23 protein-coding genes are annotated in these 22493 nt (G+C 60.3%); 14 read left to right on the top strand and 9 right to left on the bottom strand.

Features of this window, described 5'->3' with window-relative positions; all coding sequences use genetic code 11:
- Nucleotides 1-82: 82 nt before the first annotated feature.
- The 7 genes from ACVWYY_RS00490 to ACVWYY_RS00460 all read right to left on the bottom strand — a co-directional run bounded on the left by ACVWYY_RS00490 (nt 83) and on the right by ACVWYY_RS00460 (nt 7556).
- Nucleotides 83-952 (bottom strand): LmeA family phospholipid-binding protein, encoded by an 870-nt coding sequence (locus ACVWYY_RS00490; protein ID WP_457439247.1) that lies wholly within the window; start codon nt 950-952, stop codon nt 83-85.
- A 106-nt stretch (nt 953-1058) separates the two neighbouring features.
- Nucleotides 1059-2507, bottom strand: coding sequence for an NAD(P)/FAD-dependent oxidoreductase (locus ACVWYY_RS00485; protein WP_457439245.1), 1449 nt, complete (start codon nt 2505-2507; stop codon nt 1059-1061).
- Nucleotides 2494-3075: a nucleotidyltransferase family protein gene (locus ACVWYY_RS00480; RefSeq protein ID WP_414421994.1), complete on the bottom strand. Its 582-nt coding sequence runs from the start codon at nt 3073-3075 to the stop codon at nt 2494-2496. The genes ACVWYY_RS00485 and ACVWYY_RS00480 overlap by 14 nt, the downstream gene beginning before the upstream one ends.
- A 22-nt stretch (nt 3076-3097) precedes the next feature.
- Complete coding sequence (tatC, locus tag ACVWYY_RS00475; protein ID WP_457402151.1) at nt 3098-3880, bottom strand: twin-arginine translocase subunit TatC; 783 nt, start codon at nt 3878-3880, stop codon at nt 3098-3100.
- 158 nt (nt 3881-4038) lie between these two features.
- Nucleotides 4039-5244 (bottom strand): amino acid ABC transporter permease, encoded by a 1206-nt coding sequence (locus ACVWYY_RS00470; protein WP_457439243.1) that lies wholly within the window; start codon nt 5242-5244, stop codon nt 4039-4041.
- A 3-nt stretch (nt 5245-5247) separates the two neighbouring features.
- Entirely contained in the window at nt 5248-6420 is a 1173-nt protein-coding gene (locus tag ACVWYY_RS00465) for an amino acid ABC transporter permease (protein WP_457439241.1), read from the bottom strand.
- Nucleotides 6421-6518: 98 nt separating this feature from the next.
- Nucleotides 6519-7556, bottom strand: a complete 1038-nt coding sequence (locus ACVWYY_RS00460) for an amino acid ABC transporter substrate-binding protein (protein ID WP_414373172.1) — start codon at nt 7554-7556, stop codon at nt 6519-6521.
- Between the two features lie 263 nt (nt 7557-7819).
- Between ACVWYY_RS00460 and ACVWYY_RS00455 the strand changes: the two genes are divergently transcribed.
- Complete coding sequence (locus tag ACVWYY_RS00455; RefSeq protein ID WP_011432567.1) at nt 7820-8608, top strand: amino acid ABC transporter ATP-binding protein; 789 nt, start codon at nt 7820-7822, stop codon at nt 8606-8608.
- Nucleotides 8609-8616: 8 nt separating this feature from the next.
- Here the strand turns inward: ACVWYY_RS00455 and ACVWYY_RS00450 are convergent, their stop codons facing one another.
- Nucleotides 8617-9465: a class I SAM-dependent methyltransferase gene (locus ACVWYY_RS00450; RefSeq protein WP_457402156.1), complete on the bottom strand. Its 849-nt coding sequence runs from the start codon at nt 9463-9465 to the stop codon at nt 8617-8619.
- Between the two features lie 28 nt (nt 9466-9493).
- On the opposite strand from ACVWYY_RS00450, the gene ACVWYY_RS00445 reads away from it, so the two are divergent.
- The 12 genes from ACVWYY_RS00445 (at nt 9494) to ACVWYY_RS00390 (ending at nt 19513) form a co-directional block, all read left to right on the top strand.
- Nucleotides 9494-9709 (top strand): hypothetical protein, encoded by a 216-nt coding sequence (locus tag ACVWYY_RS00445; protein WP_011430147.1) that lies wholly within the window; start codon nt 9494-9496, stop codon nt 9707-9709.
- A gap of 139 nt (nt 9710-9848) precedes the next feature.
- A complete protein-coding gene (locus ACVWYY_RS00440) occupies nt 9849-11264 on the top strand; it encodes an ABC transporter substrate-binding protein (protein WP_457402158.1) in 1416 nt (471 codons plus the stop codon).
- 61 nt (nt 11265-11325) lie between these two features.
- A complete protein-coding gene (trpA, locus tag ACVWYY_RS00435; RefSeq protein ID WP_457439239.1) occupies nt 11326-12141 on the top strand; it encodes a tryptophan synthase subunit alpha in 816 nt (271 codons plus the stop codon).
- A gap of 395 nt (nt 12142-12536) precedes the next feature.
- Entirely contained in the window at nt 12537-13055 is a 519-nt protein-coding gene (locus tag ACVWYY_RS00430) for a phycocyanin subunit beta (protein WP_011432573.1), read from the top strand.
- Nucleotides 13056-13200: 145 nt separating this feature from the next.
- A complete protein-coding gene (locus ACVWYY_RS00425; protein ID WP_011432574.1) occupies nt 13201-13689 on the top strand; it encodes a globin family protein in 489 nt (162 codons plus the stop codon).
- Between the two features lie 315 nt (nt 13690-14004).
- A complete protein-coding gene (locus tag ACVWYY_RS00420; RefSeq protein WP_011432575.1) occupies nt 14005-14274 on the top strand; it encodes a phycobilisome linker polypeptide in 270 nt (89 codons plus the stop codon).
- A 49-nt stretch (nt 14275-14323) separates the two neighbouring features.
- Nucleotides 14324-15118 (top strand): HEAT repeat domain-containing protein, encoded by a 795-nt coding sequence (locus ACVWYY_RS00415; protein ID WP_071818148.1) that lies wholly within the window; start codon nt 14324-14326, stop codon nt 15116-15118.
- A gap of 64 nt (nt 15119-15182) precedes the next feature.
- On the top strand, nt 15183-15824 hold the full coding sequence (locus ACVWYY_RS00410) for a HEAT repeat domain-containing protein (protein ID WP_414329023.1): 642 nt from the start codon (nt 15183-15185) through the stop codon (nt 15822-15824).
- 58 nt (nt 15825-15882) lie between these two features.
- Nucleotides 15883-16608, top strand: a complete 726-nt coding sequence (locus ACVWYY_RS00405; protein ID WP_457402163.1) for a phycobilisome rod-core linker polypeptide — start codon at nt 15883-15885, stop codon at nt 16606-16608.
- A 141-nt stretch (nt 16609-16749) separates the two neighbouring features.
- Nucleotides 16750-17061: a DUF6825 family protein gene (locus ACVWYY_RS00400; protein ID WP_414343148.1), complete on the top strand. Its 312-nt coding sequence runs from the start codon at nt 16750-16752 to the stop codon at nt 17059-17061.
- 29 nt (nt 17062-17090) lie between these two features.
- Nucleotides 17091-18794, top strand: a complete 1704-nt coding sequence (locus tag ACVWYY_RS00395; RefSeq protein WP_457402165.1) for an ABC1 kinase family protein — start codon at nt 17091-17093, stop codon at nt 18792-18794.
- Nucleotides 18794-19513, top strand: a complete 720-nt coding sequence (locus tag ACVWYY_RS00390; protein WP_011432581.1) for a PP2C family protein-serine/threonine phosphatase — start codon at nt 18794-18796, stop codon at nt 19511-19513. Before ACVWYY_RS00395 ends, ACVWYY_RS00390 begins: the two co-directional genes overlap by 1 nt.
- 11 nt (nt 19514-19524) lie before the next feature.
- Here ACVWYY_RS00390 and ACVWYY_RS00385 read toward each other — a convergent pair whose 3' ends face one another.
- On the bottom strand, nt 19525-20442 hold the full coding sequence (locus tag ACVWYY_RS00385) for a histone deacetylase family protein (RefSeq protein WP_011432582.1): 918 nt from the start codon (nt 20440-20442) through the stop codon (nt 19525-19527).
- Between the two features lie 131 nt (nt 20443-20573).
- Between ACVWYY_RS00385 and ACVWYY_RS00380 the strand changes: the two genes are divergently transcribed.
- Nucleotides 20574-22493, top strand: coding sequence for a serine/threonine-protein kinase (locus ACVWYY_RS00380; RefSeq protein WP_457402167.1), 1920 nt, complete (start codon nt 20574-20576; stop codon nt 22491-22493).

The following is a 22493-nucleotide window of genomic DNA, read 5'->3' as shown; positions in this document are numbered from 1 at the left end:
TCGCCCAGAGGCACACCCTTTGAGATTGATCCCGATCACACCCGTTGCTGAACGGGAAAGGTCTCCGTCCTGCCCAGGCGAACTATCCCTGCGGCACGGTTGCGACTTCTGGGTAAATGGTCAGGATCCCTTCGTAGAGGATTTGGCCGGGCTGCAACTCCAAGCGGTCGATGCGCACGCCGGGATCCAACTGAATGGGGAAATCGGCCAGGCCGGGGATGGGGATCTCTTGGCCTTCGCTCACCCAGAGGGGATTGACCAGCCGCAACCGGTTGGGACCTTGGGCTTCTAGGCCGGTCAGCACCGTCACCGGCGCTTCCACCCCTTCGGGAGTGGTCAGGTTAGCCTGGATGCGCAGCCGACCCTGTTCCAGCGTGACCTGAGGCTGGCGGATAAGAAAAGGCACCACTTGGCCCCCAACAGGCAACTGCACCTGGGCCTGAGCCAGTTGGGCTTGGATGAGGGGAGCCTGGAGGGTGCGGTTCAGGTCTTCCTCGGTGAGGCGTAAACTCACCTGCACCGGCACAGGGGCCAATAGCCGCAGTGAGCTCCGTCCCTGGATGGCTTCGCCCACATTGAGGCGAATATCCTGGCCCCGCAGCCGCAGATGACTGATCTGAAAGCCTTGATAGCTGAGGTTGTCTCCCGACACCTGGGCCTGAGGGATCTGCCCGTTCAAAATCTGGGCGTCAGAGCCGACAATTTGCACTTGCAGGTTATCGACCCTCTGCACCTCAGAACGGATCCAAGCGGCCACCAAGGGGCTGAGAAGGGATCCGGCAATCTGGGCAAATCCGGGGGGCCAAGGCCAAAACATGGTGGGTAGGCTGAGCAGCAGAGCAAACCCCAGCCGCTGCCCTGCTTGCGAGAGCCGTTGACGGCGACAGGTTGCCGATTGGGCTTCGAGAGGAGACGGATCTGGAGCAGGCCGATGGCAAGACGTGAGCAGCACTGGATACCTCAGGAGCAACAACAAGCGATGGTTTCCACCCAACTACGACCAGACTAGGGCAGGACTTCTCCGCCGAACAGAGGGATCCCCCGCACACTTGGAGAGGCTATCCATCCGTCAACTGCCACCAAAGATACCCCAGCCGCAGGTAGTGAAGCCGTAGCCAGGGCAAAGGGAAAGAGCGGGGCGGCTGGCGAAACAGAGCGCTCATCTGAGAAGGGATCCCGGCGATCTCCTGGGCCAGCATTTTGCCCGCCCACACTGCTGTGGCCACACCGCTGCCGTGATAGGCCAAGCCGTACCACAGGCTGGGATCCGCCGGCGAAGGGCCAATATGGGGGTGAAACTGTCGAGAAAGGCAGACCAGTCCATTCCAGGCGTACTCGATCTCCACCCCTTCCCAAGCAGGGAAAAGACGATAGAGCTGTCGGGTCATCCAAGTGCGCAACTGCTGTCGCTCCGTCGGGGTATCGCGGGTGCCGCCCCGCCCCCCAAACAGCAAACGCCCATCCGGCAGTAGGCGGTAATAAAACAGCAGCCGCCGCATGTCGTAGAGCGGCGTCGGATCCCACCACCCCTGCGCTTTCTGCTCCTGAGGCGTTAGAGGTCGGGTGACCAGGATGTTGGACAGTGCCGGCAACAGGGATCCCGCCAGTTGGGGATACAGGGCCTCTGGGGTGTAGCCATTGGTGGCAATGACCAAGTGTCGAGCGCGCACCGTTCCTCCCGGCGTGTGACAGATGTGTTGGGATCCCACCTTTTCCCAGGCCGTGACCGGACTGCCGCTGTACAGCTTCGCCCCCCACCGGTGGGCCGCTTGGGCCAGTCCTTGGGTGAGCTTGAGGGGGTTGAGGCCAAACCCCACCCCGATGTGCAAAGCGCCGTGGTTCTCTTGGCTGTCGAAGCCGCGTTCCCGCAGCTCTTTGGGGTTGAGGAGCTGGGCCGGGTAGCCCGCCACCTGAGTACAGATCTGGTACTCGGCCTCCAATTCCGACCACGCCTGGGGACGATGGGCCACTGCGTAGCAGCCCTGTCCCTGGGCCTCTAGGGAGAAGCCCTCGCTGGCCGCCAGCTCCCGAACGGTTTCCACCGCCTGCCATTGATCCCGATAGTAGCGCTCCGTCTCCGCCAGCCCCACCCGCCGCACCATCTGGGTGTGGGTAAGGTGGCTCGACCCCACCCCGCAAAAGCCACCGTTGCGTCCCGAGGCCCCCCAACCCAGGGATCCCGCCTCCAGCAGGCAGGCAGAAATGCCATGGTCGCGGGCCAGGTGCAGAGCCGTCGATAGCCCCGTCAATCCTCCCCCCACAATGACCACCTCCGCGCCCACCTGCGCTTGCAAAGGTGCCGGATGCCGCCAGCCGGGATCTTCTATCGTGCTCTCCCAGTAGCTGCCGACCGGGCAGGCAGGATCGTAGGTGCTGGCAGGATAAAGGCCCTTTCTCATACGAGCAATGGGAAGAACATCTTGCTGGGCAACGCCGAAGTGCTCGGTACCGCTGAGGCGACCGGTCGCAGGACAAGTGCTGAAGGGGATCCCCTTACTCCTGGGCAACGCTGTCGCAACCGGCAGCAGCGGCCTCCATATCGGCAGGGGTATTGCAGTCCAGGAAGATCTCAGGAGTGTAGAGCTCCACCTCCTGTACCCGCCTGCCCAGATCCTGCAACAACCGGCGCAGGCCCAGGGTTTCTTCTCGGAGATCCAACAGCTTTTCCCGCAAGCGCCTGTCGATCAGGGTAGGGTGCCCCCGTCGCCCTCGATGCACCGGCACAGTAACCCAAGCGCGATGGCGCAGATGGTACTCCAGCAAGCTGTGGTAGATCCACGCCGGGCGGGGCTGATCCACCGCCGAAATGGCCAGCACCTGAAAATCGGCAGGGATCCCTTCCACCCCTACCCGAATGGAGTGGGTCTTGCCCAGCTCAGGAGCCGGATTGACCAGCACCTCTGCCCCTGCCAAGTGGGGTTGGGCTGCCGCCAAATGCTGGGATCCCAGCACCACCCAGGGTTGAAACCCCGCCTGTCGCCACTGAAAAATCTGGTAAGAGAGCAGGGTTTGCCCGTCTTTCCAGGGCAGAAAGGCTTTCGGCTCTCCCATCCGCGTGGAAAACCCAGCCGCCAAGATCAGCGCATGCAGCTTCGGCTCATTTGCCAAGGAGCTTCACCAGCAGAATGCCAAACAAATATAGAAACGTCACAGCCCCGGCCAAAAGGCTCTGGGTGAGGGGATCCGTCGAAGGGGTGAGAATGGCCCCCGCCACCACCGCGCCCAGAACCACGTAGCGCCAGCCCTTGAACATCTGCTCGGCAGTCACCAGCCCCAGCGCCCCCAGCAGCGCCTGCAAAATCGGCACCTGAAAGGCCAGGCCGGTGCTGAACAGCAGCAGCAGCACAAACTCAAAGTAGCGGTCGATGGACCAAGCCTGATCCACCACCCCTTCGCCGTAGCGGATGAAAAAGTTAAGCGCCGCCGGAATGAGGAGATAGTAGGCAAAGACCAAGCCGGCCACAAAGAGAAGGCTGGATCCCAGCACCACCGGCCCCAGCAGCTTGCGCTCCTTCACGCTCAGCCCCGGCAAGACGAAGCGGGCAATTTGGTAGAGCAAAAAGGGTGTGGCCAGCAATAGCCCCGAGTAGGCCGCCACCTTCACAGAAACGAAAAAATACTCCCCCGGCGCCAGTTGCAAAAAGGTAACCCCCCGAGCGGGCACCTCCAGCAGGGCGACAATGCGATTCACCACGGCAAAGCAGGCGATGATGCAGATCGCCACCGCGATCACGCTGGCCAACAGGCGGCTGCGCAGCTCTTCCAAGTGCTCCATCAAGGTCATCTCGACCTCGTAGGGAAACTCCGGATCCCGCACCCGACCAGACTCAGGGGCCGCCGCGGCTTGCTCCGGGGATTCGGTCTCAGAGGCAAGGGTCATGGGCCAAGGTGTAACGAGACGTTCCCCGCTATCTTAGCGCTGCCCCCTCTCCAGGGAAAAGCACTTGTCGAGCCGCTATAGGGGGATGTAGCCCTGGCCTGTTAAGGGGATCTTGGGGCCTGAGCAGAGGGGACGGGGAAGGGGAGTGGCTGCAATTTCTAGCGCTTGCCCAAGCCCAGCGCCTTTTCCACCTGCTGGGCGGCATAGGCCATGGCAAAACAGCAGATGAAGTAGATTAGGCCGATAAAAAACAGCACTTCCCGCTGGGTGCCTAGCCAGTTGGGGCTAGTGAACACCACCCGCCCCGCCTGCAGCAGGTCGATGAGGCCGACAATGAACACCAGCGACGTGTCTTTGAAGAGAGTGAGGAACTCGTTCACCAGCGCCGGAACGGCTGCCCGCAGTGCCTGGGGCAAAATCACCAAAGCGGTCACTTGAAAGGGGTTCAAGCCGAGTGCCCGTGCCGCTTCTAGCTGGCCCAGAGGGATCGACTGCAGGCCGCCCCGCACGTCCTCGGCCACGTACACGGCTGTAAACAAGATGAAGGCCACCTCCGCCCTGATGATCAGGTTGACGCTGATCCCCCCCAGAAAGAAGGGCACCAACAGCCAGGCGGCAAACAGAATGGTGGTCAGGGGCACCCCCCGCACCAGCTCGATCACCAGCGTGCAGAAGATCCGGATTACCGGCAACGCCCGATTGGCCCGGCCCAACGCCAGCAACACCCCAATGGGGAAGCCGATGATCATGGCGGCTGCCGCCAAGATCAAGGTCAGCAGCAGTCCAGACAGTTGCTCAGCCCGCACTGCCGGCCAAGGGGGGCCCAGGTCGCCCAGCAGCAGCTGCAGACAGAGGGGCAAGATCAAGGCCCAAACCCAGATGGAAGCCAGCCGCCAGGATTCCCGTCCCCGACTGAGGGCAATAGCGGCAAAAGTCGCTCCAGAGCAAACCGCCAGCCACCCCTGCGACTGGGTTCCCAAAGGCAGGAACGCGGCTAAGCCCATAGCAGCTCCCAAGAGAATGAGGTAGTGCAGCAGCACACCGCCCCAAGCCCCCCCCGCTACCCCTAGGGTGGCCAGCACAATTCCCAACACCGCCCACACCCGCCACAGTTGGCTGCTGGGGTAGGTGCCGCTGGCAAAGATTTTGAGGTTGGCCGGGATCACTTCCCAGCGGGCTTGAGTGAACGCCCAGTTCCAGAACAGGGAAATTGCCCAGGCCAACACCAAGGCAGAGACCAAGGTGAGCAAGGTGCTCAGCCAGGAGTCGAACAGGTTGCGGCGCACCCAAGCCAGAGGACTTTGTTTCTCCCTGGGGGGGAGTACCTTTTCTTCTACAAGGGGAGAGGAGAGACTGCTGGGCATGGGTTAGCGCTCCACCAATTTGACGCGGGCATTGAGCCAGTTCATGCCGTAGGAAACCACCAGGTTAAAGGTCAGGTAGGTGGCCATGAGGATGGCGAACATCTCCACCGAGCGTCCCGACTGATTGATGATGGTGCTGCTGATGTTGAACAGATCGGAAAAGCCAACGGCAATGGCCAAGCTGGAGTTTTTGATCAGGGTGAGATACTGAGTGTTCAACGAGGGGATCATGATCCGCAGGGCCTGGGGCACAATCACCAAGCGAAAGGTTTGCAGCTCCGACAGGCCGATGGCCCGGGCTGCCTCCCACTGCCCCCGCGGCACCGCCAAAAAGGATCCCCGCACCACTTCGGCGATATAGCAGCCGGTGTAGGTCACCAAGCCCAGCATCATGGCGGTAAACTCCGCCGAAAGTTGGATCCCGCCCCGGAAGTTAAAGCGCTCCAGTACCGGGACATCCAGCCGCACCGGCGGCTCTGGGAAGAGCACCCAGCAGGCCACCGCCAGCAGCGCCACCCCCGCAGCCACCCACAGGTTCCGCTGCCGGGATCCCAGCTCGGGTCGGCAGACTAGGAGCAGCTTGCGGATCCCCCACCCAGCCGCGATTACAATGGCCAGCGCGGGAACCAGCCAGCCGCTGGGATCCAACCCGGGCAGCTTCACTCCCCGCTGGTTGATAAAGACAAGCCCGCCGATGGAGAGACTGTTGCGCACCCCCGGCAGGGTGAGGATCACCCCCTGGTACCAGAAGATCACGATCAGCAGCACCGGGACATTGCGAAAGATCTCGGTAACAACGGTGGCCAGCTGGCGGGCCAGCCAGTTGCTGGAGAGGCGAGCCATCCCCAGGACAAAGCCCATCGCCGTCGCCAACACAATGCTGACTGCCGACAGCCAGAGGGTGTTCACCGCCCCCACCACCAGCGCCTTCAGGTAGCTCTCGGAAGGGTCGTAGGGGATAAGCCCTTCGGTGATGCCGAAGTTGGCAGAGTTGCCCAAAAAGCGGAATCCCAAGCTGATGCCCAGGCGACGCATGCTGGCGAGGAGATTTTGGGCGAGGATCCCGAACACCAGCAGCACGGCCACGACAAAGGCCACCTGCAGCAAGAGCTTCAGGATACGCTCATCCCGCCACCAGGGGGGGCGAAGGTGGGGCTGGTCGGACAGAGAAGTCATGCGGGGCAAGCAAAAATTCAGAGCACAGCAGAGAATAGGGGATCCCTGGCCGGTACTGACCAACCGGGATCCCTAGGCCCGGATTCCGAATCAGCCGATCAGCGGAAAGGCGGCGCGTACTGGATCCCGCCTTTGGTGTAGGGCTGGTTCAAGCCCCGCGGCACGCCCAAGGGGGTCAGGTGGCGGTCGAAGATCTCGCCGTAGTTGCCCACCGCCTTGATGACATTGACCACCCAATCCGGCTTCAGGCCCAGCAGCTCTCCCAGGTTGCCTTCCTGGCCCAAGAAGCGGCGAATGTCGGGATCCTCGGACTTGAGGAACTCGTCCACATTGGCGCTGGTGATCCCCTTTTCTTCTGCATAGAAGAGGGCGTAGACCGTCCAGTTCATAATGTCGGAGAAACTCTCATCTCCGTGGGGAACCAGCGGCCCCAAGGGCTCTTTGGAGATCACCTCCGGCAAGATCACGTGGTCGTCGGGAGAAGCCAAGCTGGCCCGGCGGGAGATGAGGGCGCTTTGGTCGCTGGTGATGGCATCGCAACGGCCCTCTTCGTAGGCGTTGAAAGAGGAATCATCGCCGTCGAAGGTTACTGGCGTAAAGGCAATGCCACGGGCGCGGAAGGTATCCGCCAAGTTCAGCTCGGTGGTGGTGCCGGCAATCACACAGATGGTGGCCCCGTTCAGGTCTTCCAGCTTTTCCACCCCCAGCGACTTCCGCACCATAAATCCTTGGCCGTCGTAGTAGGTGGTGGGGCCGAAGGTCACCGCCCACTCGCGATCCCGAGTGAGGGTCCAGGTGGTGTTGCGGCTAATCATATCGACCTCGCCCGACTGAATCGCAGACTGGCGATTGGCCGCCGTCAGGTAGACGTATCGAACCTTGTCCGGATCTCCAAAGAGAGCGGCAGCTACTGCCCGGCAGATGTCGATATCAAAACCCACATACTTGCCTTGGTCATCCAGGTTGCCGAATCCGGGCAGTTGGTTGTTTACCCCACAGATCAACTCGCCCCGAGCCTTGATGCGGTCGGTGAGCGGCCCCAGCTGCGCCCAAGCGGGAAGGGACTGCAGGCCCATAGACAACGCCAGTGCCCCGGCCAAGGGAGCCAATCCGTTCAAATGCTTTATCCAGTTCATAAAATTACCCCATGTCAATCCTCAAGATCTTCGTCGTCAACAGTCGTTCATACACGGCACTTCAACCGAGATACCGTGCCATTGGGTTACACTCCTGCCACACCCCACACCCCATAGAATGGTTTGCCATAGGCGCCTACGATTTTCTCAAAGCCTTACATGTCAGGGCGTATGGAAATGTTGCAGAGGCTACGGTTGTGGCTCGGCCAGTTCTGCCATGGTACCCATGCCTGCTTTGGTGAAACTTAGGGAGTCACCCACCCATGCAAGGATCCCCGCACATAAGGTCTTCACTCTCTCCGCAAAGTGCAGCCAGCGCTGACATTATCCAATGCGAAGATGTTCACAAATGGTACGGCGATTTCCACGTCCTCAAGGGCATTACCACCCGCATCCGCCGCGGAGAGGTGGTGGTGGTCTGTGGGCCTTCAGGCTCGGGCAAGTCAACGTTTATTCGCACGTTGAACCGCTTAGAAGAACACCAGAGAGGGCGCATTGTGGTAGATGGCATTGAGCTAACCAGCGACCTGCGCAACATCGATGCCATTCGCCGCGAGGTGGGCATGGTTTTTCAACAGTTCAACCTGTTTCCCCATCTCACGGTTTTGCAAAATGTAACCCTTGGCCCAATCCACGTGAAAAAGATGAAAAAAAGTGAGGCGATAGAGCGGGCTATGGAACTGCTAAGCCGCGTGGGGATCGCCGAGCAAGCAGAAAAATACCCGGGGCAACTTTCGGGGGGGCAGCAGCAGCGGGTGGCGATTGCCCGCGCCTTGGCCATGAATCCGGCGGTGATGCTCTTCGATGAGCCCACCTCGGCCTTGGATCCAGAGATGATCAAGGAGGTGCTGGACGTGATGCGGGAGTTGGCCCGCTCGGGGATGACCATGGTGTGTGTAACCCACGAGATGGGCTTTGCCCGCGAGGTGGCGGATCGGATTATCTTCTTCGACCGCGGCAAGATCGTGGAGGAAAACACCCCCCAAGAGTTTTTCAGCAATCCGAAAGAAGAGCGCTCCCGCCTGTTTTTATCCCAGATCCTTTCCCACTAGCGAGTCCTTCAGAAGGGGGTGAGGCGTGCCAGAAAAGCCCCCTCCGGCTCTTGATAGACAATCTGCCCCTGCCAGCCGTTGGCGTGGGCACACTGCAGCAGGGTTTCCGGATCTACAAATAGCCAGGGAAAGGGATCCCCCCGCTGGCCGTTGTACTCGGCTACAAAGTTCACTACCTTGGCTTTTGCCTCGCTCCCTTCCTGCCAATCTTCTGAGCCACCTGCTTCGAGGTGGGCAGGAGCGGCCAGCTTGCCAGAGGGATCTTCCAAGTTTTCTAAACGCCCTCCCTCTTCTGCCGGCAGATTCCGCAGATCTGCGAGGTCGCTGGCATCGCTCAGATCGGTGGAATCCAGGAGCAACTGGCCAGTGGGCTGAACCCAGTGGCGAGCCAGGCGCAAAAAACGCTCCAAGCCCGACAGGGATCCCGCCAAGCCGACGCCATTCATCAGCAACAGCAGCGTATCGAAGGGATCCTCCGGCCCCGGCCAGTGGAAAAGATCGGCGGCAATGCGGCAGCGCACCCCCCGCTCTGCCATGATCTGCAACGCCACCGGGGAGCGATCCAAGGCAGCCACGGCCAATCCTTCCTCCTGCAGCAGCAGGCTGTGGCGGCCCGTACCGGCGCCGATGTCTAGCACCCGACCGCGGCATAGATCCAAAGCCATGGCCTCCACCTCCGGCAGCTCCTGGGTGAAGAACACCTCTGGGGAGACCACCTGGGGCTCTTCCGCCAACGGGATCCCCTCCAGGCCGTAGGCATGCAAGAGCAGGGATCCCTTGGCCTGTCCCCGATGCCAGTCCCACAGCGCTTGCTCCAAGGGATCCTGAAGTGGGTAATTCTCGACAGCCTTTATCATGGAAGGGGAAAGCTAAACCATTGACCCGATGGCCATCGTCGCCTTTCTTTACGGTGCCGCTATCGTCCTTTTGCTGATTGCAGCAGTGGTTTGGGCAACATCTCGGCAGTTCAATGTGGAGACCGAGACGCAGATCGGCACCTCGCCAGAAGAGCCCTCCGAGACCTCATCCGTTCCCATTTCCATTGTGGAGCAGCTAGAGCGTCAATACCGCAACAGCCCTTCCTACCGTCCCGATCCGTGACATACTCCCGCACTCATGCTGATGCATAGTCGGAGATCCTTAGAGATCCTTGGAAAGATGACTTTTGAGGATTCCTGAGGATACAAGCAGTGTCTTTGCTGGCCAAAAGCTAGCGTTTTCTCTCTCTATAGTGTGATATATGGTTGCCAAGTCTCCACCACCCATTGTCTACATTGCCTTGGGGCTATTGCTACTCTGGGGCGGTCATCGCGCTTGGCAGGCGGGCTATGTTCGCTGGCCGGAAAGCATTTCTCTACCGCCAGTATCGCTGCCAGGGTTGGGGGGTGGAGCACAAGATCTGCTCCTGACCAGCGGCGAGCGCACCTTGTTTGCCGATAGCAGTCCCGCTGCCGTTGCCGCTGCAGAGCTGTTGCGCCAAGGTAACCTCAGCGCAGCCATCCCGGTGTTGGAGATGGGGCTGCAAAGCAACCGCAACGACCCGGAAGCTCGCATTTTCTTGAACAATGCCCGTGCCCAGCAGCAGGGCAGTCCCTTGAGCCTGGCGGTGGTGGTGCCCATCTCCAGCAACCCCAACCGCGCCAAAGAGACCCTGCGCGGGGTGGCGCAAGCTCAGGAGGAGCTTTTCCAACAGGGGGGAATCGGAGGACGGCTGCTGCGGGTAGTGATTGCCGACGATGGCGACAACCCTGAGCGAGCAACGGCGGTGGCCAAGGCTCTGGTGAGCCAGCCCGAGATCTTGGGGGTGATTGGCCATAACACCAGCGACGCCACCCTGGCTGCAGCCGAGGTTTATCAGCCTGCCGGCTTGGCCATGATCTCCTCCACCTCCACCAGCACCCGCATCAGCATGCTGGGGGATGCCATTTTTCGCACCGTGCCCTCGGATCAAGTGGCCGGCACGCAACTGGCCCGTTATGCTCTCAACACGTTGCGGTTGCAAAGGGTGGCCATCTTCTACAACCCCAACAGCGCCTACAGCTCCAGCTTGCGCGATGCCTTTGCCTCCACCCTGACCAGCGAAGGGGGCATCGTGCTGGCGGAGTTCGACTTATCGGCGTCGGACTTCAACCCCCAGGCCAGCCTGCAAAGGGCCGTCGGCCAAGGATCCCAGGTAGCTTTTTTAGCTCCCACGGCTTCCGTAGCCGAAAAAGCGCTGGCCGTAGCCCGCGAGAACGCTGCAACCGGTAAGCCCCTTGCTCTTCTGGGCGGCGATGTGCTCTTCAGCCTCACCACGTTGCAAGACGGGGGAGCAGCGGTAGAGGGCTTGGTGGTGGCGGTACCCTGGCATCCTCAGGTGCCGCGCAACCGCGGCTTTGCCCAGGCGGCGGCTCAGCTTTGGGGAGGGCAGGTCAATTGGCGCACTGCTCTGGCTTATGATGCCACCCGGGTTTTCTTGCAAGCTTTCAGCCAAGGAGCCACCAGCCGCAACGCTGTGCTGGCCCGTTTGCAGGATCCCAACTTCCTCCTCCAGGACGGCGCTTCCGGAGAAGTGCGCTTCTTGCCCTCCGGCGACCGCAATGCTCCCCATGTGCTGGTGCAGGTTGAGCCCGGCAACCGCTCCGGTACCGGCTACGATTTTGTGCCTCTCCCCTAGGGATCCCGGCAGACGCTACAGTGGGGGATGCTCTCAATCTCCTCAGAATCGAATGGATCCCATGCCCACTCGGATCACAGCCTGCTTTCAGGCGCTGCGCAGCCGTGGTGAAAAAGCCCTCATCCCCTACCTCACCGCTGGGGATCCCAACTTGGAAACCACCTTTGAGGCTTTGCAGGTTCTGGATCAGAGCGGCGCCGATCTTATCGAGCTGGGGGTACCCTACTCGGATCCCTTGGCGGATGGGCCGGTGATCCAAGCAGCAGCCACCCGCGCCCTCAGTCGGGGAGTCACTTTGGGCGCCATTCTACAAGGCTTGCGCTGTCTCTCGCTGCAGGCCCCCCTGATCCTGTTCACCTACTACAACCCCATCCACCAGCTCGGCATCCCCAACTTTCTGCATCAACTGCGGCAGGCCGGCTGTGCCGGCTTGGTCGTCCCCGATCTGCCTCTGGAAGAGGCGGGATCCCTGCGACAAGCAGCCCAGGCCGAAGAGATCGACCTCATCCTGCTGGTGGCCCCCACCAGCCCCCTGGAGCGCATGCGCCGCATTGCCCAGCAGTCCAGTGGCTTTGTCTACTTGGTGAGCACTACCGGCGTTACCGGCGAACGGGCCACCCTGGAAAAGCGGATCCCGGCTTTGCTGCAGCAACTGCGCCAACAAACCCCCCTGCCGATTGGGGTGGGCTTCGGCATCTCCACTCCCGACCAGGCCCGCCAGATCGCTCTCTGGGGAGCAGATGCGGCGATTGTGGGCAGCGCATTTGTGCAACGGCTGGCCAAAGCCCCCACGCCTGAAGAAGGACTGCAACAAATAGCTCACTTTTGTCGAGCCCTCAAAGCGGCCCTGCAAGAGGTGACCACTCCAGAGTGTTAACTTCTGTTCAGGAAGGTGCCCACTCAGACTGCTTCCATCTCAAAACAAATGTTTACATTTTGTGAGCCAGCCCGCAGACCCATTTCCCCCCTGCTGCGCCCCATAGTCCAGGGATCCCAGCCTAGGCAGACATTTTGGGGTTGGTAGGTTTGCAAATCTTCACAAAACACTCATCCATCCCGCGATATAAAATTAGGCTGGATGCTCGGCTGTCTGAAAGTCGCAGAGGTTCTTGACCTATCTAAAAATTTAGGGGTTCGGTGGGGGGTCTGCTGCCACGGAATCCTTGATTTTTGGGGGTCAAAGAGGATCCCGCAAAAAAGCTTGGGATTCGGCTTTTGGGAGGTTCAGCCAGTCGCTCACCACTTTTTGGAAAGACCAGAAGGAGATCCATCATGCAAGATGCTTTTACCCGGGTGATCGCTCAGGCAGATGCACGCGGTGCCTTTTTAAGTGACCAAGACTTTGACCGTCTGGCGGCTTTGGTGGCAGAGGGCAACAAGCGCCTAGATGCTGTCAACCGCATGACCAGCAATGCCGCCCAAATCGTAACCAATGCAGCTCGCTCTTTGTTTGCTCAAGAGCCAGATCTGATCGCTCCCGGCGGCAATGCCTACACCAACCGCCGCATGGCTGCCTGCCTACGGGACATGGAGATCATCCTGCGCTACATCACCTATGCCACCTTGGCCGGGGATAGCTCTGTGCTGGAAGATCGCTGCCTGAACGGCCTGCGGGAAACCTACATTGCTCTGGGGGTGCCCACCACTTCTGTGGCCAACGGCATTGCTGCCATGAAGAAAGAAGCCCTGGCCAAGATCATGGATCCGAAAGGCATCACCCCTGGGGACTGCTCTGCGCTGCAAAGCGAAGTGGCCAGCTACTTCGATAAGGCTGCTGCCGCCATCGTTTGAGCTTTGGGTCGAAGCCAGCTTGGTCGTTCCTTTCAGAATTGAGATCCGTTAGATCCCTCATTTCTGATAGGCAGGTGGAAATCCAGTCCGCCTTTCCTACAGAACGTCCATTAACAACACAATCGATGAATTTAGGAGTTGCAAGGTGAAAACTGTCATCACTGAAGCGATTGCTGCCGCTGACAATCAAGGGCGTTTTCTGAATGCCAGCGAACTGCAGGCCGTGAATGGTCGTTACCAGCGTGCTGCTGCTTCTCTGGAAGCGGCCCGTGTCCTAACCAACAACCAGCAAACTCTGGTGCGGGAAGCGGTGCAGGAAGTGTTCAAGAGGTTCCCTTACCTGACTCAGCCGGGTGAAATGGGCCACGGCGATGTGTTTCAGGCCAAGTGTGCCCGCGACATCGGCTACTACCTCCGCTTCATTACCTATTCTCTGGTTGCAGGTGGCACCGGCCCCCTCGATGAATACCTGGTGGCCGGACTGCGGGAAGTGAACCGCTCCTTTAACCTCTCTCCCAGCTGGTACATCGTGGCTCTGCAGTACATGAAGAGCCGCGCTCTGGGCATGCTGAGCGGTCAAGCGGCCAACGAAGCTGCCATCTACTTCGATTACGCCATCAACGCCCTCAGCTAGGGGATCCCAGGGCAGAGATCCCTGCTTGTTGGGAGGGGACGATCTCTTTCTTTGTCTTCCAATTGTGTGTCTCTCCAGAGCAGGCGACGGCTCCAAAGAGGTCTATTCCACCTGTTTCCAGGTTGGTTTGGCGCCTTGGCTTCTCTTAAGCCGGTTGGGTTGGTCGCCTGCTCTCCAGTCTGGGGTAGTTAGCCTTTGGATTGTAGGCATTGCCCAACGGCAGCGTGCTGGTTCGCGAGAATAGCCGGTACGGCTTGTTCGCTGGTCAGTTTGCCTGTCTTCCAAACGAAGTCTCATAGATACCTGGGGAAAGCGATGTTTGGTCAAAGCACCACCAGCCCTGAAGCCCTGACAGAAGCCGGCAGCCGGGTTTACCGAGTTGAGTACACCGGTCTGCTCAACCCGCCCGATGCTCTGGCCACCTCTGCCAAAGTTCGCCGCAGCACCCTGAGCACCACCGTTCCCTACAGTCGGTTGTCTGCCGAGATGCAGCGCATTCTGCGGATGGGTGGCAAAATCGTGCAGGTCACTGCCTTGTCGGGAGCCAATGCCTCTCCCGCTCAGGGCAACGGCGCTGCTGAGTGAGGGAGGCCCGACGGCCGACTGAAGTTACCGGCAAGGTTGCCCAGGTGTCATGAACAGCTCTGCAACGGTTCGTATGGCATCCAACACGGCGGTGCTGCCGCAGCAGCTCACTTGGGAGCAGGCGATAGCCCGGCTGCAGGGGGATGACTTGCAAGATCGCTACTATGCTGCCTGGTACCTGGGCACAGTTCGGGATCCAAGGGGGGTAGAGCCGCTGCTTTTGGCGTTGCAGGATGAGCGGGATCGCACTGCCTTGGGGGGCTATCCTCTGCGCCGCAATGCCGCTAAGGCCCTGGGGCAAATTGGGGATGCGCGGGCCGTGCCCGGTTTGATCGAGGCGCTCACTTGTACCGACTTTCATGTGCGGGAAGAGGCTGCCTATGCCTTGGCTCAATTGGGGGACAAGCGAGCGGTGGATCCCTTGCTGGCACTGTTGCAGTCCCGCGAGCAGGAGCAGCCCTGGGAAGCCCTTATCGAGGCCTTGGGTCAGCTTCAGGCCACCGAGGCTGAGGCAGCAATCCGGCCCTTTTTGAACCATCCCTCTGAGCGGGTGCGTTCGGCAGCGGCTTGGGTGCTCTATCGCTTTACGCAAGCCGAGGAGCTGACCCAAATCCTGGTGGCGCTACTGGCCCACTCCAACTCCAGCCTACGACAGGCCGCTTTGTTCGACCTGGCCGAATCGGGATGGGTGGCGGGGGCGCCGCTGCTGGCCACAGCCGACGTGGCTCTCAACCTGCGCATCAATGCTCTGAAGCGGCTGTTCGATGTGGCGCTTCAGTTGGGGTGGGTGCCGCTGGCTCAGGTGACGGCGGTGATCCTGCCGCAACTGGAGAAGCTCTTCTAGGATCCTGGGGCGCTCAGTGCCTTTGATCAGCGGTTTCAAGTGTACCTTTGACTATTCGTTGCCTATGTCCTCCGCCTCGGCTGCTCAAGCGTTTCCCATTGCTGTGGCTCAACTGGCAGCAGAATTGGAGCAGGCCACGTCGCCTGAGGAATTGTTGCGGGTGGTGAGGGCGCTGGGCGCTTTGGGCCAAGTGGAAGGGATCCCCATCTTAATTCGCGCCTTTGGGTTTAATCGCCCTGCAGTTGGGGAGGCTGCTCTGGAGGAGGTGCTGCGCTTTGGGGAAGCCGCGGTGCAGCCCTTGCTGAGCCATATTGACGGTTTCGATTACGGGGCGCGGGCCTATTCGGTGCGGGCTCTGGCCCGTATTGGCCATGGGGATGCCTACCCCTTTTTGGCGGAAGCCATTGTAGCGGACTTTGCCCCCAGTGTGCGACGGGCGGCGACCCGTGGGCTAGGACGAGTGGCGGCCAAGCGGCCCTTGCTCGATCAAGAGCGAGCCTTGCAACTGTTGCGGCAATGTCTTGCCGATGCCGATTGGGGAGTCCGCTACGCCGCCGTTGGATCCCTGACGGACTTGGCTCGCCAGGGTGAACAATCTCTGCGCCCCTCAGTCGAGGCTGCGCTCCAGATGGCCCTGGAAGATGCCGATCCTCTGATCCCTCTCCGCGCCCAGATGAGCTGGCAGGAATTGGCTGCCGAGCCTTAGCTTCCCTGCCCCACTGTGTTTTTCTTAAGTTTTTCTCGTTTTTTTAGGAGCACCATCTATGTCCCTTCCGTTGCTTGCCGATCGCCCCACCACCCAAAATGAACGGGTGCCTCGCTACTTTGTAGCCAGCGACGAAACCCCGCCGGTCTACCGTCCTGACGACCCGACAGGAATTGACAACATCATTCGCGCCGCCTATCGCCAGATCTTCAGCGAGCATCTGATGCTGGAGAGCTATCGGCAAAAAGCTCTGGAATCCCAGTTGCGCAACGGGGCAATCTCGGTCAAAGAGTTTGTGCGCGGCCTGGGCAAGTCGGAGGTGTACCGGGATCTGGTCATGGTTCCCAACGACAACTACCGCTTCATCGAGGTCACCTTCCAGCGCTTTTTGGGTCGGCCCACCTACAGCCAACAGGAGCGCATCAAGTACTCCATCATCGTTGCCACCAAGGGGCTAGATGGCTTCATCGACGCTGTGGTGGATAGCGAAGAGTACAATGCCGCCTTTGGGGACGATGTGGTGCCTTACCAACGCCGTCGCCTGTCGGAAAAGCCCGCCAACCTGGTGACCCCCCGCTATGGAGCCCGTTGGCGCGATGTCTCCGGCGTGAAGCGCTCGACGCGGGAAGTGGTGCGCACCTATCGTCTCACCCGTCCTCCCAAAGCCGGGGATCCAGAAAACTTCCTCAACATGGCCCGCATGCTCAATCCCAAGCCGGCAGCGCGGCAAAACATCAGCGTCTTCGATCTGAAGATCCCGGACATGACCACCAGCCGCCGCTAGGACTGGGCAAGCTTCCGGGGACAACCCTTTGCGGGCTCTGCCGGGCCGATCGATCCGAGGCTGTTCGGGTGGGTCGGCTCGCCGCTGTGTTTGAGCAGGATTCGTTATAATCTGGGTGATGCTTCTTAACACTTGGGTCGCATGAAGAATCCGGTTGTGCAGGCTTTTTTTGTCGGCAAAGCTGTGGCAGACGTTCTGCGCGAGCGTTTGGAAAGCGCCCTCACCGATATTGCCGGGGAAGTGGGCAAGGTGTGGGCTGAGCTGCAGGAGGGCTGGCAAACCTTTGCCCAGGATGTCATGACCCGGGCTGAGGCAGAAGCATCCATGGCCGCCCAGGAAAGGGTGCCGCTGCCTTTCCAGACAGAAGATTTGCAGGCAACTCTGGACGACTTGCGGGCGGAAGTGGCGCAGCTGCGCTCCGAGTTGCAGAAGTACCGGAGTCGAAACGCTTGAACGCGAGCCTTTTGGGATCCCGGACTTCTTTGGGATCACAACCCGTCAAGCCCTATACCGCCTACCGCTGGGCCCGGGAGAACTATACTCGCCAGGGCCGCATGCTGGACATTTGGCGATTTGTGCTCACCTGGCTGTTTTACCTTTGGCTGGATCAGCAGGCTTGGAGCTATGGGGGACAACCCACGCCCGAGCGAAAGGCCAAGCGCCGCCGGGCCAGAGCCATTTGGATCCGCGAAACGCTGCTTAACTTAGGCCCTACTTTTATTAAAGTGGGGCAGTTTTTCTCCACCCGCGCCGATCTCTTCCCCTCGGAATATGTCGAGGAGCTCTCCAAGCTGCAGGATCGGGTGCCTGCTTTCAGCTACGAACAGGTGGCGGCAATTGTGCAGCAGGAGCTGGGCAGGCCGATAACCCAAATCTACAGCTACTTTGATCCCACCCCTTTGGCCGCTGCCAGCTTGGGGCAGGTGCATCGCGCCAAGCTGAAAACCGGGGAAGAGGTGGTGGTGAAGGTGCAGCGTCCGGGGCTGACCCGGCTGTTCACCATCGATTTGGAGATCTGCCGTGGGATTGCCGAGTTCTTTCAGTATCGCACCTCTTGGGGCGGGCCGGGCCGCGACTGGATCGGCATCTACGAAGAGTGTCGGCGCACCCTCTGGGAAGAGGTGGATTACCTCAATGAGGGCCGCAATGCCGATACCTTCCGTCGCAACTTTCGGGATATGCCGCAAATTGCTGTTCCCAAAGTGTATTGGCGTTACACCTCTCCTCGCCTGTTGACGTTGGAATACCTGCCGGGGATCAAAATCAGCGATTACGAAGCCTTGAGTGCGGCAGGGTTGGATCGCAAGGTTTTGGCTCGTCTGGGGGCAGAGGCTTATCTGCGGCAACTGCTCAAGGATGGTTTTTTTCACGCCGATCCCCACCCCGGCAACATTGCCGTGAAGCCCGATGGCACGTTGATCTTCTACGACTTCGGCATGATGGGCCGCCTGCGCTCCGATGTGAAAGAAAAGCTGATGGGCACGCTGGCAGGTGTGGTCTCCAAAAATGCCGATCGGGTGGTGGCCTCGCTGGTGGAACTGGGGGTGCTGGTGCCCACCGCCGATCTGGCTCCGGTGCGCCGCTCGGTGCAGTACATGCTGGATCACTTTATGGACAAACCCTTTTCCAGCAACTCGGGAGAAATCTCGGTGGCGGCCATTAGCGAAGACCTTTACGAGCTGGCCTACGATCAGCCGTTTCGTTTTCCGGCTACCTTTACTTTTGTGATGCGGGCCCTGACCACGCTGGAGGGATTGGGGAAGGGGCTGGATCCGGAGTTCGACTTTATGGAGGTGGCCAAACCCTTTGCGGAAGAGCTGATGAGTTTAAACGGAAGCAAGACTGAGACCCTCTTGGCCCAGGTTGGCCGTCAAGCGGCTGAGTTCACCAGCAGCAGTCTCAGCTTGCCGCGCCGGATCGAATTGACCTTGAGCAAGATAGAACAAGGGGAGCTGCGCCTGCGGGTGCGATCCAGCGAGACGGAGCGCTTGCTGCGCAAGCTGAACAACACCGGGCTGGGAGTCATTTACGGGGTGTTGTTTGCGGCCTTTTTTTTGAGCGCAACTCAGCTCTTTTTGGCCGGACATGCTACCTTAACGGTTATCACTTTGGTTTTGGCTGCCCTCGCTGCTCTTGCTTTAATCAGAGTACTCTTAAGGTTGAATCGGTCAGAGCGATTGATGTGATGCGACGATATGCCTGCGCTACGGATCCCGGCAAGATCCGCAGCAGCAATCAGGATGCCTACTACTGCGATCCGGAGGGACGCTACTTTATTGTTGCCGATGGTATGGGAGGACATGCTGCCGGGGCTACAGCCAGCCTGTTGGCTGTCGAGACCATCCGAGAATATCTGGATCGAGGCTGGAAAAACGTGCCGGCACCCCGGTTGCTCAGCGAAGCCGTAGAAGCAGCCAACAGTGCCATCCTCAAGGATCAGCGGGAAAATCCAGAGCGGGCAGACATGGGCACTACGGTGGTGGTGGCCATGGTGGATCCCAAGGGCAACTGCTGGAGTGCTCACATTGGCGATTCTCGCCTCTATCGCCTACGGGGATCCGAAATGCAGCAAATGACCGAGGATCACACCTTAGTGGCTCGCTCCATTCGACTGGGGGAGCTGACCTATGAGCAGGCCCGGATTCACCCTTGGCGACATATTCTCGAGCGCTGCCTGGGCCGACCCGATGCGGGTCCACCTTCTGTGCAGCCGATTACAGTTTACCCAGGGGATCGCCTGTTGTTGTGTAGCGACGGCCTAACTGAGGAGCTGGACGACGAAGTGATCATCGAGTATTGCCTGCAGGTGGAAGATTTGGAGCAACTTCCCCTAAAGCTCATCGAGGCGGCCAAAGAGCGGGGCGGGCGAGACAACATCACAGTAGTGATTGCCGAATACGCCTAGTTTGCGCCCGGCTAAAGACGGTATTGGCGGTACACTTCGCTGGCCGCTCGGTGCAGCAGGGAGTGGCGATACACGAGGCGGTTGAGGTCTTTGCCGTAGCCGCCGCCGATGACGCAGGCGACAGGATAGCCCTGCTTTAGACAAGTGTTCAGCACCTGCATGTCTCGCCGAAACAGGCCCTGGTCGCTAAGGGCCAGCTTGCCCAGGAGATCTTCCTCGTGGGGATCCACACCGGCATCGTAGAGCACCAGGTCAGGGCGCACCTGAGCCAACAGATCGGGCAAGTGGTCGGCCAAAGTCTGGAGATAGGCTTCATCTTCCATGCCTACTGGCAGGGGCACGTCCAGGTCGCTCTGTTGTTTGGTGGCGGGGAAGTTGGCCTCGCAGTGCATGGAAAAGGTGAACACCCGCGGCTCGGAGCGAAAGATCCAAGCAGTGCCATCTCCTTGATGGACATCCAGATCCACGATCAAGAGCCTTTGCACCAGCCCTTGCTGCAGCAGGACTTGGGCGGCAATGGCCAGGTCGTTGAAGATACAAAAGCCGGAGCCGTAGGCGGGGAAGGCATGGTGGGTGCCGCCGGCGGTGTTGCAGGCCAGGCCGTGGCGCAGGGCCAATTGGGCGGTCAAGACGGTACCCCCCACCGCTCGACAGGTGCGCTGCACCAGCTCCGGGCTCCAGGGCAGGCCGATGCGCCGCTGCAGCTTGGCCTCCAGGGATCCCTCACAGTAGGCTCTGACGTACTCAGGGGTATGTACCGACTCAATCCAGGCGAGAGGGGGCAGCTCAGGGTGGTGCACTTGCTGGGGGCGGATCACCCCTTCCCGCAGCAGCAGCTCTTGCAAGAGGCGAAATTTCGGCATGGGAAAGCGATGGCCCGGCGGCAGGGGGGCACTGTAGTCGGGGTGGTAAACAATTGGCAAAGACATCAAGGGCAACTGGATTGACGGCGGCGAGCATGGCCTATGACGGCTCCAGTGCTTATGGTAGAGGTAGCCCGCTCCTGCCGGATCCCTTCGAGACTCTTGCAAACCTGTTCTCCGTACCGCCGCGATTCCCTATGTTTACTGCGTCGGATCCCTTTTTGGGTCGCCTCTTGGCTCAGCGTTATCGACTCGTACATCTGCTGGGACAGGGGGGCATGGGGCGAGTCTATTTGGCTCAAGATTTGCTCTTTGGTGGGGTGGAAGTGGCTGTCAAGCTGCTTTCCCAGCCGGCAATGGATCGGCGCACCCGCCTGCGCTTTGAACGGGAAGCGAAAGCCTGCGCGGCTTTGGGCCAAAAAAGCCTGCACATTGTCAAAGTCAATGACTATGGCCTTACCCCCGATGAGGTGCCTTTCTATGTGATGGAATACCTGAACGGCCAAACCCTCAAGGATATTCTGGCCGCAGGGGCTTTGCCTTTGGAGCGCTTCTTCCGGCTGGCCCGCCAAATTGGCCTGGGGTTAAAGGCGGCCCACGAGGGGATCCTCATGGAAGGGCAACGGGTGCAGGTGATCCACCGCGATTTGAAGCCGGCCAATGTGATCGTGGTGGCCGATGACAGTTTTGGGGAACTGGCGAAGCTGGTGGATTTCGGCATTGCCAAGCTGCTCAACAGCCATGAATCTTTGAGCTTTACCCATGCCTACCTGGGAACGCTGGCCTATTCTTCCCCGGAACAGCTGGAAGGGTTGCCGCTGGACGCCCGTTCCGATATCTACAGCTTCGGGATCATGCTGTACCAGATGGTGTCCGGGGAGATGCCCCTCAAGCCCACCACCGAATCTTTCCCGGGCTGGTACCAGGCCCACCACAAGCACCGGCCCATCCCTCTAGAAGACTGGGGACTGAAGTTTCCGCTGCCCGCCGGTTTGTCTGACTTGATCCTCGGTTGCCTGGCCAAAGATCCTGCCGCCCGCCCGCAATCGGTGGCCAATGTGTTGGCGGAGCTGGAGCACATTCAAGCCAGAGCACAGGGATCTATTGCCCCTCAGGTCCCAGTCGCCTCGTCGGAAGAGGCTGCCTCTGGCCCACTTTCTGGAGGTCTCCCTGCCGCTGCGCCGTCCTTGGTTACAGCCGGTACTCTGCGGCTCAGGCCCCTGACGGCGGCCACGGAGGTCGAGAACGGGGGATCCCTGCTTTGGGTGCGCCTGATTCCCTTTCTGATGGGCGGGCTGCTGGGCTGGGTTTTGGTGAGTTGGCAATGGGGACAGTTGCTGCAGCGCCCCTCGGCCCCCCGTGTTTCCGGGCCAGGATCTCGTCCGGCAGTGGAAGATCCCATTGCCCCAGAGAATGCCCATCCCCTGTCTGAGGAGAGTGGTTCGAGCGAGGAGCCGCCGCTGGAGGGGATCCCTGAGTTCCTTGTTTTGGCTTCAGAGCAGAGCAAACGGCGGGACCCGGCACCGGAGCTGGAACCCTACACCCGGAGCGAGCCGGTGTTTCGCGCCTTTCCCTTGGAGACTTCCCGCGAGACGGTACGAGCCAGCCTGGGATCCCCCAACCAGCAGGGGCAGGGCGCTTGGCCCAATACCGTGTACGACCTGTACCGCTTTGGCGGGGTGAACCTGGGCCTGCTCTACGACGCATCCAGTCTGGCCCTGCGGCAAACCGAAGCTACCGTCACCGCTGGCGTACCCACCCCGCAAGTGGAAGGACTCTTGGAGGATATGCTGCAAGCCCCCTTGCCTGCTCAACTGCAGCGAGAACTGCAGGCTGTGCGCGAGGGACGTTCCGGGCGAGTGCAATTCCGCGTTGGCCCCTGGGCCGGCAGGATCGAACGCAACGCCCAAGGCCATCTTTACATGGCCCTCTGGGATCCCGCGCTGCCCAGCGGTGCTCCACCCCCTTCTCCTGTCTCCTCTCCCACCCTACCCCCGGCTGCCCCTGTTGCCCGGCCTCCCAAGGCCCGTAACCTCAATTCAGCAGCAGGCGGCCCTCTTCCCGGCCAGACCATGCAGGAGCTGCTGCGCCGTGCGCGCGAATTGCGGGGGGACTGA

This window comes from Thermostichus sp. MS-CIW-34 (genome assembly GCF_054060435.1).
This window is presented reverse-complemented; position numbering and strand designations above follow the sequence as displayed.

Excerpts from the sequence above, each read along its gene's own strand:
- ACVWYY_RS00420 (WP_011432575.1), top strand. The coding sequence starts at position 14,005 with ATGTTTGGTCAAAGCACCACCAGCCCTGAAGCCCTGACAGAAGCCGGC.
- ACVWYY_RS00410 (WP_414329023.1), top strand. The coding sequence starts at position 15,183 with ATGTCCTCCGCCTCGGCTGCTCAAGCGTTTCCCATTGCTGTGGCTCAA.
- ACVWYY_RS00470 (WP_457439243.1), bottom strand. The coding sequence starts at position 5,244 with ATGCCCAGCAGTCTCTCCTCTCCCCTTGTAGAAGAAAAGGTACTCCCC.
- ACVWYY_RS00455 (WP_011432567.1), top strand. The coding sequence starts at position 7,820 with ATGCAAGGATCCCCGCACATAAGGTCTTCACTCTCTCCGCAAAGTGCA.
- ACVWYY_RS00450 (WP_457402156.1), bottom strand. The coding sequence starts at position 9,465 with ATGATAAAGGCTGTCGAGAATTACCCACTTCAGGATCCCTTGGAGCAA.
- ACVWYY_RS00400 (WP_414343148.1), top strand. The coding sequence starts at position 16,750 with ATGAAGAATCCGGTTGTGCAGGCTTTTTTTGTCGGCAAAGCTGTGGCA.
- ACVWYY_RS00430 (WP_011432573.1), top strand. The coding sequence starts at position 12,537 with ATGCAAGATGCTTTTACCCGGGTGATCGCTCAGGCAGATGCACGCGGT.
- ACVWYY_RS00405 (WP_457402163.1), top strand. The coding sequence starts at position 15,883 with ATGTCCCTTCCGTTGCTTGCCGATCGCCCCACCACCCAAAATGAACGG.
- ACVWYY_RS00460 (WP_414373172.1), bottom strand. The coding sequence starts at position 7,556 with ATGAACTGGATAAAGCATTTGAACGGATTGGCTCCCTTGGCCGGGGCA.
- ACVWYY_RS00415 (WP_071818148.1), top strand. The coding sequence starts at position 14,324 with ATGAACAGCTCTGCAACGGTTCGTATGGCATCCAACACGGCGGTGCTG.
- trpA (WP_457439239.1), top strand. The coding sequence starts at position 11,326 with ATGCCCACTCGGATCACAGCCTGCTTTCAGGCGCTGCGCAGCCGTGGT.
- ACVWYY_RS00390 (WP_011432581.1), top strand. The coding sequence starts at position 18,794 with ATGCGACGATATGCCTGCGCTACGGATCCCGGCAAGATCCGCAGCAGC.
- tatC (WP_457402151.1), bottom strand. The coding sequence starts at position 3,880 with ATGACCCTTGCCTCTGAGACCGAATCCCCGGAGCAAGCCGCGGCGGCC.
- ACVWYY_RS00440 (WP_457402158.1), top strand. The coding sequence starts at position 9,849 with ATGGTTGCCAAGTCTCCACCACCCATTGTCTACATTGCCTTGGGGCTA.
- ACVWYY_RS00380 (WP_457402167.1), top strand. The coding sequence starts at position 20,574 with ATGTTTACTGCGTCGGATCCCTTTTTGGGTCGCCTCTTGGCTCAGCGT.
- ACVWYY_RS00385 (WP_011432582.1), bottom strand. The coding sequence starts at position 20,442 with ATGTCTTTGCCAATTGTTTACCACCCCGACTACAGTGCCCCCCTGCCG.
- ACVWYY_RS00465 (WP_457439241.1), bottom strand. The coding sequence starts at position 6,420 with ATGACTTCTCTGTCCGACCAGCCCCACCTTCGCCCCCCCTGGTGGCGG.
- ACVWYY_RS00445 (WP_011430147.1), top strand. The coding sequence starts at position 9,494 with ATGGCCATCGTCGCCTTTCTTTACGGTGCCGCTATCGTCCTTTTGCTG.